The sequence below is a fragment of the Fluviicoccus sp. genome, from assembly GCF_030646115.1.
GTDB lineage: Bacteria > Pseudomonadota > Gammaproteobacteria > Pseudomonadales > Moraxellaceae > Fluviicoccus.
Window position 1 is genome coordinate 464429 of the sequence record NZ_JAUSMX010000002.1, and the last position, 16471, is coordinate 480899.

17 protein-coding genes are annotated in these 16471 nt (G+C 59.9%); 14 read left to right on the forward strand and 3 right to left on the reverse strand.

Translation table 11 applies throughout. The features are described 5' to 3' along the window. The first annotated feature begins 13 nt into the window (after positions 1 to 13). The 14 genes from Q7T36_RS02230 (at position 14) to pal (ending at position 13447) form a co-directional block, all read left to right on the forward strand. Positions 14 to 1624 (forward strand): carboxyl transferase domain-containing protein, encoded by a 1611-nt coding sequence (locus tag Q7T36_RS02230; protein WP_304843519.1) that lies wholly within the window; start codon positions 14 to 16, stop codon positions 1622 to 1624. Positions 1625 to 1633: 9 nt separating this feature from the next. Beyond that, positions 1634 to 2413 (forward strand): enoyl-CoA hydratase-related protein, encoded by a 780-nt coding sequence (locus tag Q7T36_RS02235; RefSeq protein ID WP_304843521.1) that lies wholly within the window; start codon positions 1634 to 1636, stop codon positions 2411 to 2413. Next, complete coding sequence (locus tag Q7T36_RS02240; RefSeq protein ID WP_304843523.1) at positions 2410 to 4380, forward strand: acetyl/propionyl/methylcrotonyl-CoA carboxylase subunit alpha; 1971 nt, start codon at positions 2410 to 2412, stop codon at positions 4378 to 4380. The genes Q7T36_RS02235 and Q7T36_RS02240 overlap by 4 nt, the downstream gene beginning before the upstream one ends. Before the next feature lie 470 nt (positions 4381 to 4850). Then, positions 4851 to 5138, forward strand: coding sequence for a hypothetical protein (locus Q7T36_RS02245; protein WP_304843525.1), 288 nt, complete (start codon positions 4851 to 4853; stop codon positions 5136 to 5138). 123 nt (positions 5139 to 5261) lie between these two features. Further along, positions 5262 to 5780: a crossover junction endodeoxyribonuclease RuvC gene (gene ruvC / locus Q7T36_RS02250; RefSeq protein ID WP_304843527.1), complete on the forward strand. Its 519-nt coding sequence runs from the start codon at positions 5262 to 5264 to the stop codon at positions 5778 to 5780. 110 nt (positions 5781 to 5890) lie between these two features. Next, entirely contained in the window at positions 5891 to 7045 is a 1155-nt protein-coding gene (locus Q7T36_RS02255) for an iron-containing alcohol dehydrogenase (protein WP_304843529.1), read from the forward strand. Further along, the gene (gene ruvA / locus Q7T36_RS02260) at positions 7042 to 7641 is read left to right on the forward strand and encodes a Holliday junction branch migration protein RuvA (protein WP_304843531.1); all 600 of its coding nucleotides are present in this window, start codon (positions 7042 to 7044) and stop codon (positions 7639 to 7641) included. The genes Q7T36_RS02255 and ruvA overlap by 4 nt, the downstream gene beginning before the upstream one ends. Positions 7642 to 7671: 30 nt before the next feature. Continuing rightward, positions 7672 to 8703, forward strand: coding sequence for a Holliday junction branch migration DNA helicase RuvB (gene ruvB / locus Q7T36_RS02265; RefSeq protein ID WP_304843533.1), 1032 nt, complete (start codon positions 7672 to 7674; stop codon positions 8701 to 8703). After that, positions 8700 to 9092: a tol-pal system-associated acyl-CoA thioesterase gene (gene ybgC, locus Q7T36_RS02270; RefSeq protein ID WP_304843536.1), complete on the forward strand. Its 393-nt coding sequence runs from the start codon at positions 8700 to 8702 to the stop codon at positions 9090 to 9092. Before ruvB ends, ybgC begins: the two co-directional genes overlap by 4 nt. 4 nt (positions 9093 to 9096) lie before the next feature. Beyond that, positions 9097 to 9771: a protein TolQ gene (gene tolQ, locus Q7T36_RS02275; RefSeq protein ID WP_304843538.1), complete on the forward strand. Its 675-nt coding sequence runs from the start codon at positions 9097 to 9099 to the stop codon at positions 9769 to 9771. After that, complete coding sequence (gene tolR, locus Q7T36_RS02280) at positions 9768 to 10205, forward strand: protein TolR (protein ID WP_304843540.1); 438 nt, start codon at positions 9768 to 9770, stop codon at positions 10203 to 10205. The genes tolQ and tolR overlap by 4 nt, the downstream gene beginning before the upstream one ends. Further along, complete coding sequence (gene tolA, locus Q7T36_RS02285; protein WP_304843542.1) at positions 10202 to 11449, forward strand: cell envelope integrity protein TolA; 1248 nt, start codon at positions 10202 to 10204, stop codon at positions 11447 to 11449. The genes tolR and tolA overlap by 4 nt, the downstream gene beginning before the upstream one ends. Before the next feature lie 5 nt (positions 11450 to 11454). Then, positions 11455 to 12723, forward strand: a complete 1269-nt coding sequence (gene tolB, locus Q7T36_RS02290) for a Tol-Pal system beta propeller repeat protein TolB (RefSeq protein WP_304843544.1) — start codon at positions 11455 to 11457, stop codon at positions 12721 to 12723. 28 nt (positions 12724 to 12751) lie between these two features. Further along, positions 12752 to 13447: a peptidoglycan-associated lipoprotein Pal gene (pal, locus tag Q7T36_RS17955; RefSeq protein ID WP_370690028.1), complete on the forward strand. Its 696-nt coding sequence runs from the start codon at positions 12752 to 12754 to the stop codon at positions 13445 to 13447. Between the two features lie 143 nt (positions 13448 to 13590). On the opposite strand, the gene Q7T36_RS02300 is transcribed toward pal, so the two are convergent. From Q7T36_RS02300 to Q7T36_RS02310, 3 genes are read right to left on the reverse strand one after another with little or no spacing between them, the layout of a single operon-like run. Next, entirely contained in the window at positions 13591 to 14016 is a 426-nt protein-coding gene (locus Q7T36_RS02300; protein WP_304843546.1) for a hypothetical protein, read from the reverse strand. Continuing rightward, complete coding sequence (locus Q7T36_RS02305) at positions 14013 to 15848, reverse strand: radical SAM protein (protein WP_304843548.1); 1836 nt, start codon at positions 15846 to 15848, stop codon at positions 14013 to 14015. Before Q7T36_RS02305 ends, Q7T36_RS02300 begins: the two co-directional genes overlap by 4 nt. After that, a complete protein-coding gene (locus tag Q7T36_RS02310; protein WP_304843550.1) occupies positions 15845 to 16357 on the reverse strand; it encodes a hypothetical protein in 513 nt (170 codons plus the stop codon). Before Q7T36_RS02310 ends, Q7T36_RS02305 begins: the two co-directional genes overlap by 4 nt. Positions 16358 to 16471 lie beyond the last annotated feature (114 nt).

The window sequence follows — 16471 nt, forward strand, 5'->3', positions numbered from 1 at the left end:
TAGGTACCCCGCCATGCCCATCCTTTCCACCCAGCTGAACCCCCACAGCCCCGGTTTTCAGGAAAACGCCGCCGCCCTGCGCGCGCTGGTGGACGACCTGAAAGCCAAGCTTGCCTACATCGCCCAAGGCGGCGGTGACGAGGCCGTGAAGCGCCACAAGGCGCGCGGCAAGCTGACTGCCCGCGAACGTATCAACACCCTGCTTGATCCCGGTTCGCCGTTTCTGGAACTGTCGCCGCTGGCCGCTTTCGAGGTGTATGGCGATGAAGACGTTCCTGCCGCCGGGCTGGTGGCAGGGATTGGCCGAGTGGCCGGCATCGAGTGCATCATTGCCGCCAACGATGCGACGGTGAAGGGCGGCTCCTATTATCCGCTGACGGTGAAGAAGCACCTGCGTGCACAGAAGATTGCTGAAGAAAACCACCTGCCCTGCATCTACCTCGTGGATTCCGGCGGCGCGAACCTGCCCCGTCAGGATGAAGTGTTTCCGGACGAGCAGCATTTCGGGCGAATCTTCTTCAATCAGGCCAACCTGTCGGCGCAGAACATTCCACAAATCGCCGTGGTGATGGGTTCCTGCACCGCTGGCGGCGCGTATGTACCGGCGATGGCGGACGAAGCGATCATCGTCAAGAATCAGGGCACCATTTTCCTGGCCGGTCCTCCCCTGGTGAAGGCCGCGACCGGGGAAATCGTCAGTGCCGAAGATCTGGGCGGCGGTGAGTTGCATTCGCGCATTTCCGGGGTTACCGACCAGCTGGCTGATAATGACGAACACGCCCTAGCCCTAGCCCGCGCCGCCATTTCGCACCTGAACCGTCGCAAGCCGGAACAATTAGCCATGCGCGCGCCGCTGGCTCCGCGTTTTTCGGCGGAAGAACTGTACGGCATTATTCCCAAGGACCCGCGCCAGCCCTTTGATGTGCGCGAGATCATTGCCCGGCTGGTGGACGACTCCGCCTTTGACGAGTTCAAGCCGCTGTACGGCCCGACGCTGGTCTGCGGCTTTGCACACCTGTGGGGCTATCCGGTGGGCATCGTCGCCAATAATGGTGTCTTGTTCAGCGAATCCGCCATGAAAGGCGCTCATTTTATTGAATTGTGCAGCCAGCGCGGTATTCCGCTGGTGTTCCTGCAGAACATTACCGGCTTCATGGTCGGCAAGAAGTATGAAGAAGGCGGCATTGCCAAGAACGGCGCGAAGATGGTGATGGCCGTGGCCTGCGCCAAGGTGCCGAAGTTCACGGTGGTGATTGGCGGTTCCTACGGCGCCGGAAACTATGGCATGTGTGGCCGCGCCTACAGCCCGCGCTTCATGTTCATGTGGCCGAATGCGCGCATCGCAGTGATGGGCGGTGAACAGGCCGCCGGGGTGCTGACCGATGTGAAAAAGGCCGCCATGGCCAAGCGTGGCGTGCACTGGACACCGGAACAGGAAGCAGAGTTCCGTCAGCCTTATGTGGAGAAATATGCCCGGGAATCTCACCCCTACTACGCCAGCGCGCGCTTGTGGGATGACGGTGTGATCGACCCGGCGCAAACCCGTGATGTGCTGGGACTGGCGATTTCGGCGTCGTTGAATGCGCCGATTGAAGACACGAAGTTTGGCGTGTTCCGGATGTGAGGTGACGACATGCTCCAACATGACTTAGATCTGCGCGGCGTCGCCACCCTGTGCCTCGACCGCCCGCAACTGCACAACGCCTTCGATGACACACTGATCGCCGAACTGAACCGCGTGTTGACCCACTACGCCGCCAACCCCGCCGTGCGGGTGCTGGTGCTGCGCTCCAACGGCAAGAGTTTCTCCGCCGGGGCCGACCTGAACTGGATGAAGCGCGTCGCCCAATACGACTTCGATGACAACCTGCGGGACTCGCAGGGTCTGGCCGAGCTGATGGAGCGTATCTACCGCTTCCCCGCCCCGACCGTAGTCGTGGTACAAGGCCCCGCCTTTGGCGGCGGCGTCGGGCTGGTCAGTTGCTGCGACATCGCCATTGCCAGCACCAGCGCCAGCTTCTGCCTGTCGGAAGTGAAACTGGGCCTCGCGCCCGCCGTGATCAGCCCCTATGTCATCGCCGCGATGGGTGCACGTCAGGCGCAGCGTTATTTCCTGACCGCCGAGCGCTTCAGCGCCGACACCGCCTGCCAGACCGGCCTGGTACAGCAGGTGGTGGCCCCGGAAGTGCTGGATGACGAAGCCGGCAAGCTGGTCAACGCGCTGCTCGCCAACGGCCCGGTGGCACTCGCCGCCTGCAAGAAATTGATTCACCGTGTGGCCGAGGCCAGCACTCCCGAACTGCGCGACTACACCACCAACCTGATCGCCACCCTGCGCGCCGGCCCCGAAGGCCAGGAAGGATTGAAAGCCTTCCTCGACAAGCGCCCCGCCAACTGGATTCCGACACCATGATCAAGAAACTGCTGATCGCCAATCGCGGCGAAATTGCCTGTCGCGTCATCCGCACCGCCCGCAAGCTGGGAGTGCGCACGGTGGCGGTGTACTCCACGGCGGACGCCCGCGCCCGTCACGTGCAAATGGCGGACGAGGCTTATTGCATCGGCCCCGCCCCGACCCGTGAAAGCTACCTGCGCGCCGACAAGATCATCGAAGTCGCCAAGCAATGCGGCGCGGACGCCATTCACCCCGGTTACGGCTTCCTGTCCGAGAACAGCGGTTTTGCCGCCGCCGTAGCGGATGCCGGGCTGACCTTCATCGGCCCGTCGGCCAGCGCCATTGCCGCCATGGGTGGCAAGTCGCAGGCCAAGTCGCTGATGCAGCAGGCAGGCGTGCCGCTGATTCCCGGTTATCACGGCGAAGCGCAGGATGAAGCGACGCTGGTCGCCAAGTCGCTGGAAATCGGCTTGCCGGTGCTGCTGAAGGCCTCGGCCGGTGGCGGCGGCAAGGGCATGCGCGCGGTACATGCGCCGGAAGAACTGAAGGAAGCGATCCTGGGTGCACAGCGCGAAGGCCTGAGCAGTTTCGGCGACAGCCGCCTGCTGGTGGAAAAGCTGCTGGTGAAGCCGCGCCATGTGGAAGTGCAGGTGCTGGCGGACAAGCACGGCAACTGTGTCTACCTCTTCGACCGTGACTGCTCGCTGCAGCGCCGTCACCAGAAGGTGGTGGAGGAGGCTCCGGCTCCGGACTTGTCGCCGGAACTGCGCCGCGCCATGGGCGAAGCTGCCGTGCAGGCCGCCAAGGCCATTGGCTACAGCAACGCCGGGACCATCGAGTTCCTCGTCGCCAACAACGCCTTCTATTTCATGGAGATGAACACCCGCCTTCAAGTAGAGCATCCGGTCACGGAAATGATCAGCGGTCTGGATCTGGTGGAATGGCAGCTGCGCATCGCCAGTGGCGAGCCGCTGCCCTTCACCCAGGACGAGCTGAAACCGAATGGTTGCGCCGTGGAAGTGCGTCTCTACGCCGAAGACCCGGCGCACGACTTTCTGCCGCAGATCGGCCGCCTCACCCGCTTCAGCTATCCGCAGGGCGCGGATTGGCAACGCGTCGATACCGGCTTCCAGAGCGGCGACGAGATTTCTCCGTATTACGACCCGATGCTGGCCAAGGTCATCGCTTGGGGCGAAACCCGCGAGCTGGCCATCACCCGGCTGGTGCAGACGCTGGCCGGGATGCGCGTCAGCGGCCTGCGCCACAACCTCAGCTATCTGCAACGGGTGCTGTCGCATCCGGACTTCATCGCCGGTCAGCTGGATACCGCTTTCCTGATCCAGCGCCACGACGACCTGCTGAACCGGCAGAGCCCGCATCACCACGCGGCACTGCTGACGGCGGCGGCCTGGTTCTTCACGCAGCAGCAATCCGCCACCGCCCAGCGCGGCGACGCCTCGCCCTGGGCCGGGCTGGCCAGCTGGCGGCTGTGTGGCGACAACCACACGCATCTGCGCCTCAACCTCAACGATGAAGTTTGCGAGCTGGACCTGACCCCGACCGCCGACGGTTTCCACTGGCGTCAGGATGAACAGGAAGGCCGCTTCAGCTTCTCGGATTTCGAGGAACAGTTTGTGTGGCAGGACGACAGCAGCCGGGTCGCTTTCAACGTCACCATCGACCACCACGGGCTGCAACTGACCCACGAGGGCTTTCTGTGGCAATGCAGCCTGGTGGAGCCGTGGAAGCATGCCAAGGGCGCGGATGACGGTCATGCGGGCTACCGCGCGCCGATGACCGGCCGCATCACCGCCGTGCTGGTATCCGCCGGTCAGACGGTGAAGAAAGGCGAGGCGCTGGTGGTGATGGAAGCAATGAAGATGGAACACCGCATCACCGCCAAGGATGACTGTGTACTGTCGGAAGTTAGGGTCAGCGCCGGGGATCTGGTGCAGGACGGTCAGGTGCTTTTAGCGATCGAATAACGTCAACCCTGCCCCGTCCAAGCCCGGCCCTGCGCCGGGCTTTTTCTTGGCACAAAACCTGCCGTTCGTCGGATGACCAACGGTTGGTGGCCGTCAAAATCCCGTCAAACTCACTTAATGTCACTTCTGGAATTCATTAAAATTTGTTTCAGAATTCACCCAGCCCTTGCCATGACTGGCTTTGCCACCAATACCACGCTCATGTACGACACAAATTTGATGTCGCATCTTAGCTATTGACGGTAAGCCCCTAATTTATATAGATTCCACACTGAAACAAATTGACACATTTAGGTGATTTTGGGACCGGGACAATTGGTTACAAAGTCGCGACAGGGGGAAATTCACGATGGTTCAAGGACTTGTCGGTCTTCAGGTTTTTTGTCATGAATTCGAAAAAGACTCTGCCGGAATTCTTCCCTATACTGCCCCGACAGTCACGCTCATCCAGACTTTCCGGTGAAACAGACATGATTATAACAACGCGTGCGTGCCCCCATTGCAGCTTCTTCATGCGCCAGATCGGCAACGATCCGGAACATGTTCTTTGCCCCAACAACTACTGCCCGGAGAAGTTCTCCGACTGTTGTCCGCGCTGTGATTCGGACAAGAAGGAAGTGCGTCTGGTACGGGTTGGCCTCACCGCCTTTACCTGTCAGGACTGCGGCCAGGACTGGGACAATGTGAAGACACCCGGCCTCCCCTCCTCTTCCAACCTGATTGTGCTGCGCTTTCCAAAACTCGCCACCGGCTCCTGACGGAGTTCAGTACGCCCGCTTTTCCGCCACTCAGGCAAAGCGGTGGCGGCTTGAAGCCAAACAGGACTGGTCTGACCGGTCCGTTGGGTTAAGATAGCCGCTCTTCTCCTTCTGACTGCATTCATGACCATCATCATTGGCATCGACCCCGGCTCCCGTCTTACCGGCTACGGCATCATCCGCAAGACCGGCAGCAAATGCGAGTTCATCGACGCCGGCACCATCCGCACCGAAACTGAAGAAATGCCCCTGCGCCTCAAACGCATCTATGAAGGACTGAAACGGGTCATCGACTTTTACCAGCCGACCGAAGCGTCGGTGGAACAGGTTTTCCTGGCCCGAAATCCGGACTCGGCCTTGAAACTGGGACAGGCGCGCGGCGCGGCAGTGACCGTGCTGATGATGCATGATGTCGCGGTTTCCGAGTATTCCGCCCGGCAGATCAAGCAGGCCGTAGTGGGGGTGGGCTCTGCGGAAAAGGAGCAAGTGCAAGCCATGGTGACCCGCTTGCTGAATATCCCGGTCATTCCGCAAGCGGATGCCGCCGACGCCCTCGCCGCAGCCCTGTGCCACGCCTTTACCTCGCAGGCCTTGCTGAAAATCGGCGCTGCAGCGATTCGTGGCGGCAGATCGAGACGTTAGTCACATTTCCTAAAGTAATTCCTGAGTTGAAATGTTTCCAAATGTGTTATATGAAGCTATGATGCCCGTTGCGTCCCTTCAACCTATACCCATTTTTAATGAAGGCTGTCATGCTCAATTTTGACTTCTACAATCCTACACGTGTCATTTTCGGCGATGACCGGATTGCCGAATTGCCCAAGCGCATTCCCCACGATGCACGCATCCTGATTCTCTATGGCGGCGACAGCGCCCGCCGTAACGGCACACTGGATGAAGTGCTGGATGCTTTGGTCGGTCATGAAGTGTTTGAGTTCGGCGGCATTGAAGCCAATCCCTCCTACGAAACACTGATCAAGGCGGTGGAACTGGTTCGCGCCGAGAAGGTCGATTTCCTGCTGGCTGTCGGCGGCGGCTCTGTCATTGATGGCGCCAAGTTTGTGGCGACAGCCGCCACCTACGACGGTGACCCGCTGGACATCCTTACCCGCCGCATGCGCATCATGAATGCCCTGCCGATCGGTGTGGTGCTGACTTTGGCGGCCACGGGATCGGAAACCAACAACGGTGCGGTCATTACCCACCAGGCCACGCAAACCAAGCACACGCTGATGGGCGAACGACTGTACCCGGTCTTCGCTATCCTCGACCCCACCAAGACCTTTACACTGGATGCCCGCCAGATCGGTAACGGGGTTGTTGATGCTTTTGTGCACGTTACCGAACAATACCTGACCTACCCGGTGAACTCCCCGGTACAGGATCGTTTTGCCGAAGGCCTGCTGCTGACGCTGATTGACCAAGGCCCCAAGGCCCTGGCCTCGTCGCGTGATTATGATGTGCGCGCCAACCTGATGTGGACCGCCTCGCTGGCGCTTAACGGCCTGATTGGCTCCGGTGTTCCCCATGACTGGGCCACGCACATGATCGGCCATGAACTGACCGCCCTCTACGGTATTGACCATGCCCGCACGCTGGCCGTGGTGCTGCCCTCCATGCTGAAAGTCCGCAAGGACGCCAAGAAGGAAAAACTGGTGCAGTTCGCCGAGCGCGTCTGGGGATTGACGGAAGGCGAAGATGACCAGCGCATCCGCTATGCCCTGGCGCGCACCAGCAAGTTCTTTGAATCCATGGGTGTTCCCACCAAGCTGTCCGCTTATAACCTGGGGCAGGATGCTGTTGAAAATGTGCTCAAGCACCTGGAAGCGCACAACATGACCGCCTTGGGCGAAAAGCGTGACGTTACCCTGGAAATCAGCCGTAAGGTGCTGGAGGGTTGTCTGTGATAGGTCGGCTGCACGGAACTGTTGTCGACCTGAGCGCCCCGCATGCCCTGATTGATTGTCACGGCGTCGGCTATGAAGTGGAACTTCCCCTGCCTGCCTATTGCCAGTTGCGCCTCGGGCAACCCGCCACCGTCTGGACGCATCTGGTGGTGCGTGAAGACGCCCATCTGCTGTTCGCCTTTTCCGGCAAGGAAGAGCGCCTGCTGTTCCGCCTGCTGCTGAAGGTCACCGGTGTCGGCCCGAAACTGGCGCTGAGCCTGCTTTCCGGCATGGAACCGGCGATGTTCCTGCAATGCATTGAACGCGAAGACATCGCCAACCTGACCCGTATTCCGGGTGTCGGCAAGAAGACCGCCGAACGCCTGCTGATTGAATTACGTGACCGTATCAAGGAGCTTTCACCAGTCACCAATACCGTGCCGCAAACCCGCCTCACCCTCTCTGTTGACCTTTCGCCGGTGGCCGAAGCCGAACAGGCGCTGATGGCGCTGGGCTACAAGCCCGCCGAGGCGCAACGAGCCATCGCCAACGTCAAAAATCAACACGAAAACACGGCAGACCTGATACGCGCCGCATTGAAAGCGATGGTAAAGTAGCGCCTTTACCGATCCGGACTTTTCCCCCTCATGATGGACCGACTGATTGCGCCCCAAGCCCAGCGTCAGGAAGAAATCTTTGATCGCGCCATCCGCCCCACCAGTCTGGCCGACTATATCGGCCAGCCGAAAGTGCGCGAGCAGATGGAGATTTTCATTCACGCCGCCCGCAGCCGCGGCGAAGCGCTCGACCATACCCTGATCTTCGGACCACCCGGCCTAGGCAAGACCACGCTGGCCAATATTATTGCCCGGGAAATGGGCGGCGAAATGAAGTCCACCAGCGGCCCGGTACTGGAAAAGGCCGGTGATCTGGCGGCGCTGCTGACCAATCTGGAAGCCGGCGACGTGCTGTTCATTGACGAAATTCACCGTCTGTCGCCGGTCATTGAAGAAATCCTTTACCCGGCCATGGAAGACTACCAACTTGACATCATGATTGGTGAAGGCCCCGCCGCCCGCTCCATCAAGCTGGAGCTTCCCCCTTTCACGCTGGTGGCGGCCACCACCCGCGCCGGTCTGCTGACCTCCCCGCTCCGCGACCGCTTTGGTATTGTGCAGCGGCTGGAATTCTACAATGTTGCCGACCTCACCCATATCGTCACCCGTTCGGCCAGCCTGCTGAATGTACCGATGCAGCCGGAAGGTGCGGTTGAAATTGCCCGTCGCGCCCGCGGTACGCCCCGGATTGCCAACCGCCTGCTGCGCCGAGTGCGCGATTATGCCGAAGTCAAAGCCGACGGCATCATTACCGGCCCGGTAGCTGCAGCGGCCCTGGACATGCTGGACGTGGACCGTATCGGCCTGGACGGACTGGACCGCCGCTACCTGTTGACACTGATGGAAAAATTCGGCGGCGGCCCGGCCGGGGTTGAGTCACTGGCGGCAGCGCTGGCGGAAGACGGCGGCACGCTGGAAGATGTGGTCGAGCCTTACCTGATCCAGCAGGGTTTCGTCATGCGCACGGCCCGTGGACGCATCGCTACGCCTCAAGCTTGGGGGCAATTCGGCCTCACCATGCCGGAATCGTTACGGCAGCAGCTGGGCGGGGTGGCGTCTTGAGCCGCTTCAGCCTGCCGGTTCGGGTCTATATCGAAGACACCGATGCCGCCGGGATCGTCTATTACGTCAATTACCTGAAATTCATGGAACGGGCGCGCACCGAGTTCCTGCGGCACATCGGTTTCGGGCATTATTTACACCATGCGGACTACCTGTTCGTGGTGCGCTCGGCTAACATCCGCTACCGTCGCCCGGCGCGCATGGACGACCAGCTGGAAGCCACCGCAGTCATCATGAAACGCGGCCGCGCCTCGCTGGATTTCCACCAGACCATTCTGCGGGATGGCGAAATCTGCTGTGAGGGCGACATTGCCATTGCCTGTGTCGACAAAAACACCCTGAAACCCCGCGCCCTGCCCGAGCGCCTGACCGATCTGTTACCGGACTGAACCCATGGCTGTCAAAGAATCCCTCTCCATCCTCGGCCTTGTCGCCCATGCCAGCATTCCCGTGCAACTGGTGATGCTGTCGCTGGCCGCCGCTTCCGTGTACTCCTGGGCGCTGATCATCCGTTACCGTCGCGTACACTCCCAGGCGCGCAAGCTGCAGGCCGCCTTCGAGGAACAGTTCTGGTCCGGCAGTGATCTGGGCGCGCTGTACCAGAAAAGCCAGCAAAATGCCGACCGCCAGGGCTCCGAAGCCGTATTCCATGCCGGATTCAAGGAGTTTGTGCGACTGCGTCAAAAAGGGCTGAGCGCCGAGGGCGTGATGCAGGGTGTCACCCGCGCCATGCGTGTGACCCTGATGCAGGAACAAAAACGGCTGGAAAGCGATTTGTCGATTCTGGCCAGTGTCGGCTCCAGCGCCCCTTATGTCGGCCTGTTCGGTACGGTATGGGGCATCATGACCTCGTTCATCGGCCTGGCCAGCGTGGAACATGCCACCCTGTCGGTGGTGGCTCCCGGCATCGCCGAGGCGCTCATCGCCACCGCCATCGGCCTGTTTGCCGCCATTCCGGCCGTACTGGCCTACAACCACTTCATTTCCAGCAGCGACGACATCAATAACCAGTACTCCATCTTTGCCGACGAGTTCTCCGGCATCCTGCATCGGGAAAGCCACACATGATGGAGCAAAGCCCCTTCCATCGTCCGGCGCGCCGCCTGATGTCGGACATGAATGTCGTGCCTTACATCGACGTGATGCTGGTGCTGGTGGTGATTTTCATGATCACCGCGCCCATGCTCACCCAAGGCCTGAAGGTTGAATTGCCGGAGGCCGCCGCCGATACCATCAACATTGACAGTGAAGACCCGGTGGTGATCACCATCAAGGCTGATGGCAGCTACTGGTTGAAGCAAGGCAGTGGCAAGGACAAGCGCCTGAAACTGGACGACATGATCCAGGCGCTGAAAGCTGTTGAGCAATCCCAGCCCAAGGCCCAGATACTGCTGAACGGCGATACCCATGTGGATTACGGCCGGGTCGTGAAACTCATGGCGGCCCTGCAACAAGCCGGACTGACCCGGGTCGGCCTGCTGACTGTCTCGCCGGAATCATGAAGCCCGACTGGCGTACCCTGCTCCGCAAACCCCTGACGCAATCCGTGCTGCTGCATGGCAGCCTGCTGCTGGCGCTGTTCGTGTTTTCCCGCCATTTGGTGCCCGATCTGCCTCCTCCTGCCGCGCCAATAAAGGCGCAACTGGTGGGGACGCTTCCGTCCGCATCCCAGCCTGCCGTAGCAAAACCGGTGATTGTCCCGCCACCGGTCGCAGAACCCGTAAAACCGGTGGTTGATGAGACTCCGGCTCCCAAACCCGTAGAAAGTCCGGTTGAACCGAAGCCGGAACCCAAGCCGAAACCGGTCAAGAAAACCGTCGAACCTAAAAAGCCCGCTCTGGAAAAACCAGTCCCGGAAAAGAAGCCCAAGACCGAACCCAAGCCGAAACAGGTCAAGGATTCCCCGTTGCCCAAATCCGAAAAGGCCGACAAGAAAGTTGCCGCCAAGAAACCGGAGCCGGAGAAGTCGAAGGATCAAAAGCCGGTGAAGGAACCGGAGAAAAAAGTTCCGGAAAAGAAACCTGCCAAAGCCAAGGCGGAGCCTGCACCCGTGAAGGAAAAGCTTAAGGACGAGCCGAAGAAGGACGAGAAGAAGCCCAAGGCCAAGCCAGACGACAAGACTCCGGACAAAAAACCGGAAAAAGTACCTGAAAAGGCAAAGGACAAGTCCAAATCCGAAAAGTCCCCGGAGAAAAAGCCTGAGGACAAGAAGCCCGTTGCGCAGGAAAAGCCGGTTAAAAAGCCCGACCCGGTTCCGCCAAAGAAGCTGCAACCGCTGTCAAACCTGAACGAACTGGATCAGGAAATGCAGTCGGTGCAGAACCAGTTGAAGACGCAGGAGAAGGATCGCCTGAAGAAACAGGCCGAAGCCAATGCCCGCGCCGAAGCGGACCGGTTGGCGGCAGAGCAGCAGGCGGAGGATCAGCGACAAGCCATCCTGAAACAATCTCAGGCAAACAAGGCAATGACGGAAAAGTACCAACGCTTGGCTGAGCAGCGAATTTATGCTCGCTGGAGTGTTCCGCCACAGACGGAAACAGGGCAATATTGCATCGCTAGAATCATAGTCTTGCCAGGTGGCGAAGTAGAAAACGTACTCATTACCAAATCCAGTGGAAATGCTGCGTTTGATACCAGCGCCAGAGCCGCTATCCTTGCCGCTAGCCCGCTACCGGTTCCCTCTGACGCGAAGTTGTTCCGTGAGGTTTTCAAACAGTTTTCCATTACTATCATCAAGAAGGATTGATAGCTATGTTGCGTGTTGGCTTACTGCTCGTTCTAATATCTTTGGCAACCGCTGGCAATTGCGAGTTGATGCTTGAAGTTCGTAAATCAGGAAATAATAGCACCCCGATTGCAGTTGTTCCTTTCGGAAACGACCTGCAAAGCAATAGCTTGTCTGGTATTATCAGTAGTGATTTGACTCAAACAGGACTTTTCCAACCAGCATCAAATCTGCCTGCCAAACCAACCAGCAGTTCCGAAATCAGCTATCCTGTTTGGCAAGCCGCGAAATTAAACCATATTGTGGTCGGCAAAGTTGTTCCCCAAGGCGGCGACCAGTACACCATCCAGTTTGAACTGCTCAGCAGCGACCAGCAAAAACGCATCCTTGGCGAAACGCTGACCAACATCCCGGTCGCCAAATGGCGCGATGCCGCACACTTCATCAGCGACCGCATCTTCCGCCAGCTGACCGGCAAGCCCGGCGCGTTCAGCACCCGCATCGCCTACGTATTGCAATACAAGCGCGACGGCCAAACCCGTTACCGCCTTGAGATTGCCGACGCCGACGGTCACCGCCCGCAAACCGTGCTCGACTCACCGGAACCGCTGCTGTCACCGTCCTGGTCGCCGGACGGCCAGAAAATCACCTACGTATCCTTTGAAAGCCGCAAGCCGGCCGTGATTGTGCAGACGCTAGCCACCCAGCAACGCGAAGTGGTGGCCCGCTTCAAGGGGCTTAACGGCGCACCGGCCTGGTCGCCGGACGGCAGCAAGCTGGCGCTGACCCTGTCCCACGAAGGCAATCCGGAAATCTACCTGCTGACGCTGGCTGACAAAAAACTGACACGGCTTACGCAGGATAACGCCATTGATACCGAAGCCCGATGGTCTCCGGACGGCCAATCGCTGATCTTTACCTCCGACCGGGGCGGTTCGCCGCAGATTTACCGGCTGGACGTGGGCAGCCGTGAAGTGCGCCGCCTGACCTACGACGGCAACTTCAATGCCCGGGGCGCACTGAGCCCGGACGGCCGCTATCTGGCCATGGTGCACCGCGAACGCGGGCAGACATTCCAGATAGCCGTGCAGGATCTGGAAACCGGTGTGCTGAATACCCTGACCGACACCCCGCTGGATGAGTCACCCAGTTTCTCCCCCAACGGCCAGATGGTGGTTTATGCCAGCCGTCAGGGCAAACAGGGGGTGCTGGGCATCATGTCGCTGGATGGCCAATTCAAGATGAGCCTGCCCGCCACCGACGGGCAGGTGAGAGAACCCGCCTGGTCGCCCTGAGCGACCCACTGCTGAACGAGAGAATGTTATGAAATTGCCGAATCACACCCTCACCGCCCTCAGCCTGTGCCTGGCGGTCGCCCTGACCGCCGGTTGCGCCAGCAGCCCGAAGAAGCCGGTTGCCGGCGACCAACCCACTGCCGACGCCACGACCCCCGCAGATGCCAACCCATCCGGAGCCGATGAGGCCAAGACCGGCGCCCTGAACGGTGATGGCGGCCTCAACAGCCAAGGCATGGGCGACGATAACGGTAGCTCTGCCGGCAATAACGGCGCTGGCGCCAATGGTGTTAACGGACAAGGTGTTTCAGGCTCCGGCGTCAAGGGTGGCGCAAATGGCGCCGACGACACCAGCGGCTCAACCTCTGCCGCCGCCTCGTTGTCGGACCGCATCGTCCACTTCGAGTTTGACAGTTCCGAAATTCGTCAGGACGACTACCCCACCCTGTTGACGCATGCCCGTTACCTGCAGGAAAACCCCAACGCCCGCGTACTGCTGGCCGGTCATGCGGATGAGCGCGGCACCCGCGAATACAACATGGCGCTGGGTGAGCGTCGCGCCAAGTCCGTAGAAGCTTTCCTGGGAGTCAATGGCGTGCGCCCCGCGCAACTGGACACCGTCAGCTATGGCAAGGAAAAGCCGGTCAGCGACGAGCATGACGAAGCAGCATGGGCCGAGAACCGTCGGGTGGAAGTCTCCTACGAAGCCGGTGGCCCCAAGTAACAGGCTCAGCCTGTTTATCCAGAACGTCATTCCCGGCTTGACCGGGAATCCACGGGCCGTTGGACACAAAGGTGTTTGACGTCGGTGGATTCCCGCCGGCGCGGGAATGACGGCAGGGCCTGAACAACCCTCCCGAATCCTGCTTAGCCGTTGTTATTGTTATTATTGTTGTTATTATTGTTATTGTTGTTCTGGCGCTTCTGCTCCCGGGAGGCCCCGGACTCCCCGGGCAGAGTCAGCAACAATCCCGCCGATCCCAGACGCACCAGACTGCCATTACGACTGTACGCCGCTTCATCCAGCGCCGAAATTTTCCGGCCATCGCACCACAACAAGCGCACCTCCTTTGCCCCGACCAAACGGAAACTGGTGGCCACGCCCCCGCCCGGCGTATGGCAGGAAACCTGACCCTTGCGGAAAATGGCGTAAACCTTGCGCCCGGATTGCGCCAGAAACCAGTTCACCAGCCACGCTTCGTGCTTTACCCGCTCCGGACCATCCGGCATGCGCGTGGCGTTCAGGAAGCACTCCACGGTATAAGCAATCTTTTCAGTTTCACCGGGATTCATGACAAGGCTCCGGAACGCGGCAGATAAAAGAACTCCAGATTCTGGAACGGCAGATTGATGGCCTGGATATGGTAGAAAGCGTTGTTTTTCTGCTTCTGATAATGATAGTCCCGCAAGTAGCCGGTGGTGAAAAACAGGTTGTTCAGCACCCCCTTTTGGTAATGTCTGGCATGCAGGGCCAGCAAACCGGATAAATCCGCCATCACATAATCCGGCCCCAGCAAATCGCTGCTTTCCAGAAAATCGCTGTACAGCTGCCAGGTGAAGACATGGGCCTGCTTGCTGCGTTGCTCATCGCCATAAACCACCGGCGTGTCACGCAGCAGTTGCAGATAGAGCGTGTTGCGCACGGGCTCGTCACAATTCTGCCGCCACAGGCTGCGCGGGAGATGCACCACTACCCTGTCCCCTTCAGTCAGGGTATGCCACACCGATTGTGTCTTCAATAACTGCGACTGCAACGGAATCACTTCCTCGTTCACCTGCAACGTAAAAGCTTGATCGCTGTACAAGGCCTGCAACAACGGGTCGTCGTCAATCAACGCCTGCAAGGCATGCTGCTCCGGATTCAGATCGTTCGGCAGCAACAGGGCCCGGGGCGGCGCTTCCGGCTCCTGCACCACCAAGGCGGGATGCATGTCGCGTGTGTAGAGGCGGGCGAAGGCCTGCTGGTCGTCAGGCTCATCGGCCGGGAAAGACTTCGGGTTGTCGGCGTACATCGCCTTTTGCAGGTCACAGGTGTAGGACTTGCCCTGGCGGGTCTGGTGTTTGACGACGGGGCAGCCGCTGTGGCACAGCGACAAATGCCCGCAGCCGCTGCAATCACTGTCCATGCCATGGGTTTGATGGATCTGGCGGATTTTGCGCGCGCCGTTATCGAGAATATCCTCGATGCTGTCCTGAAAGATATTGCCGTACCGGAATTCCTCAATGCCCTGCCCGCGCACGCAGGAATACACCGCACCATCGCTTTGCAGCAGGTAAAAACGTTCGCCGCAGTTATAGGCGTTGGTGCAGTAGCTGGGCGTGAATTCGTCGAACCAGTTGCGGCGCAGGCCTTCCTCCAGCTCGGTGCCGCTGAACTCAGCCTTGAGGGCTTCGTACAGGGCTAACTGATCGTCGCGGGTGGCGGGCGTCAGCACAGCGTCGCCCCGGTCGGCATCGTTCAGTTCGGAGGCAAACGCAAACATCAGGTTGAACTGGTTCATGTCAAAACCCAGTTCACGATGGATAAACCAGATGTCGCGGATCAAGGCGGGGATGTCCTGCAGGTGTTCCTGGCAGATCGTGGCGGAGATTTTCTTGCCGTGCGGGTATCGCCCCAGCAGGCGGATGTTGTCCAGCGTCCGTTGCAGCCAATCGCCACCGCTGCGGGTGGTGCGGTACTGCGCATGCATGGCCAGAGGCAGGTCGATGCTGGCGCTGACTGATACCTTGTGCCGGTCCAGCAGATCGTAAAGGCTGGCGAACTTGTAGAGATTGGTCTTGATGTGCGGTGCGGTCTTGCGATGACCCAGCGCCGAAATGTCATCAAAATGCGTCAGGTAATGGCGGCGAATGGTGGTGAACAACGCCTCCAGCACCACCGGCGGCAAGGTGGTGACCTCGCCGCCGTGCAGGGAGACGTTGAACGCCAGCACTCCGGACTGGCGCAGGGCGTCCAGCGCTACGCGCAAGGTTTCCACGGCGCGGCCCGCGTCCTTTTTCAGGGCGGCGGTGGTGGTTTGTTCACCCAGATAGCAGTAACGGCAACTGAGGTTGCAGCACAGGGTGGGCGCATACAGCAGGTGGATGTTACGGGTGAACTCCGGGGGAGCAACGGGAATTTTCATGACCGTGTCCCCGCCCCGGTTGGGCGCGTAATCTCGGACGACCTCAGCCCGACCAGTTCTACAGCGGGATTGGCGGCCACCACTTTTTCCAGGATGCGCAGCTTCACCTTGTCGAACTTGGCCTGCTTGTTGCGGGCAATCTTGTCCGGCTTGCGGGCGTTGGTGGGGAAGTCGTCCTGCGACAGGATCAAGGGCATTTCACCCTCTTCCCGGATTTCCAGTCGTCCCGGTGCGGACAGGCCCAGTTGCGAGATATTGGCGTAGTAGAGTACCCGGTTGCCGCAGATCAGGTAACGCGGCCCCAGCAGCAGCTGGTTCGCGGTCGGCCAGATGCGGATCAGGTAAACCAGCAGGATGAGGCCGCACACCACTCCCGCCGGGGCGCTCAGATACAGGAAAACCAGCCCGGCAACCAGCAGCCCGATGATGATGCGCCGTTGCTGGCCGGGGGTGAAGCTGACCGATTGGCGGTGGCGGTATTTGAAGATCGAGTATCGCGATTTATCCATGTTGCCTCCCGGTGCGCGGCTGGTCCGGTGGGAACGGGCTGGATGCGATGACAGGCATCGTCTTGTTGTAATGGCCCTTGGGCGGGTGGTTGATCATCTGGGGGATGATGCACC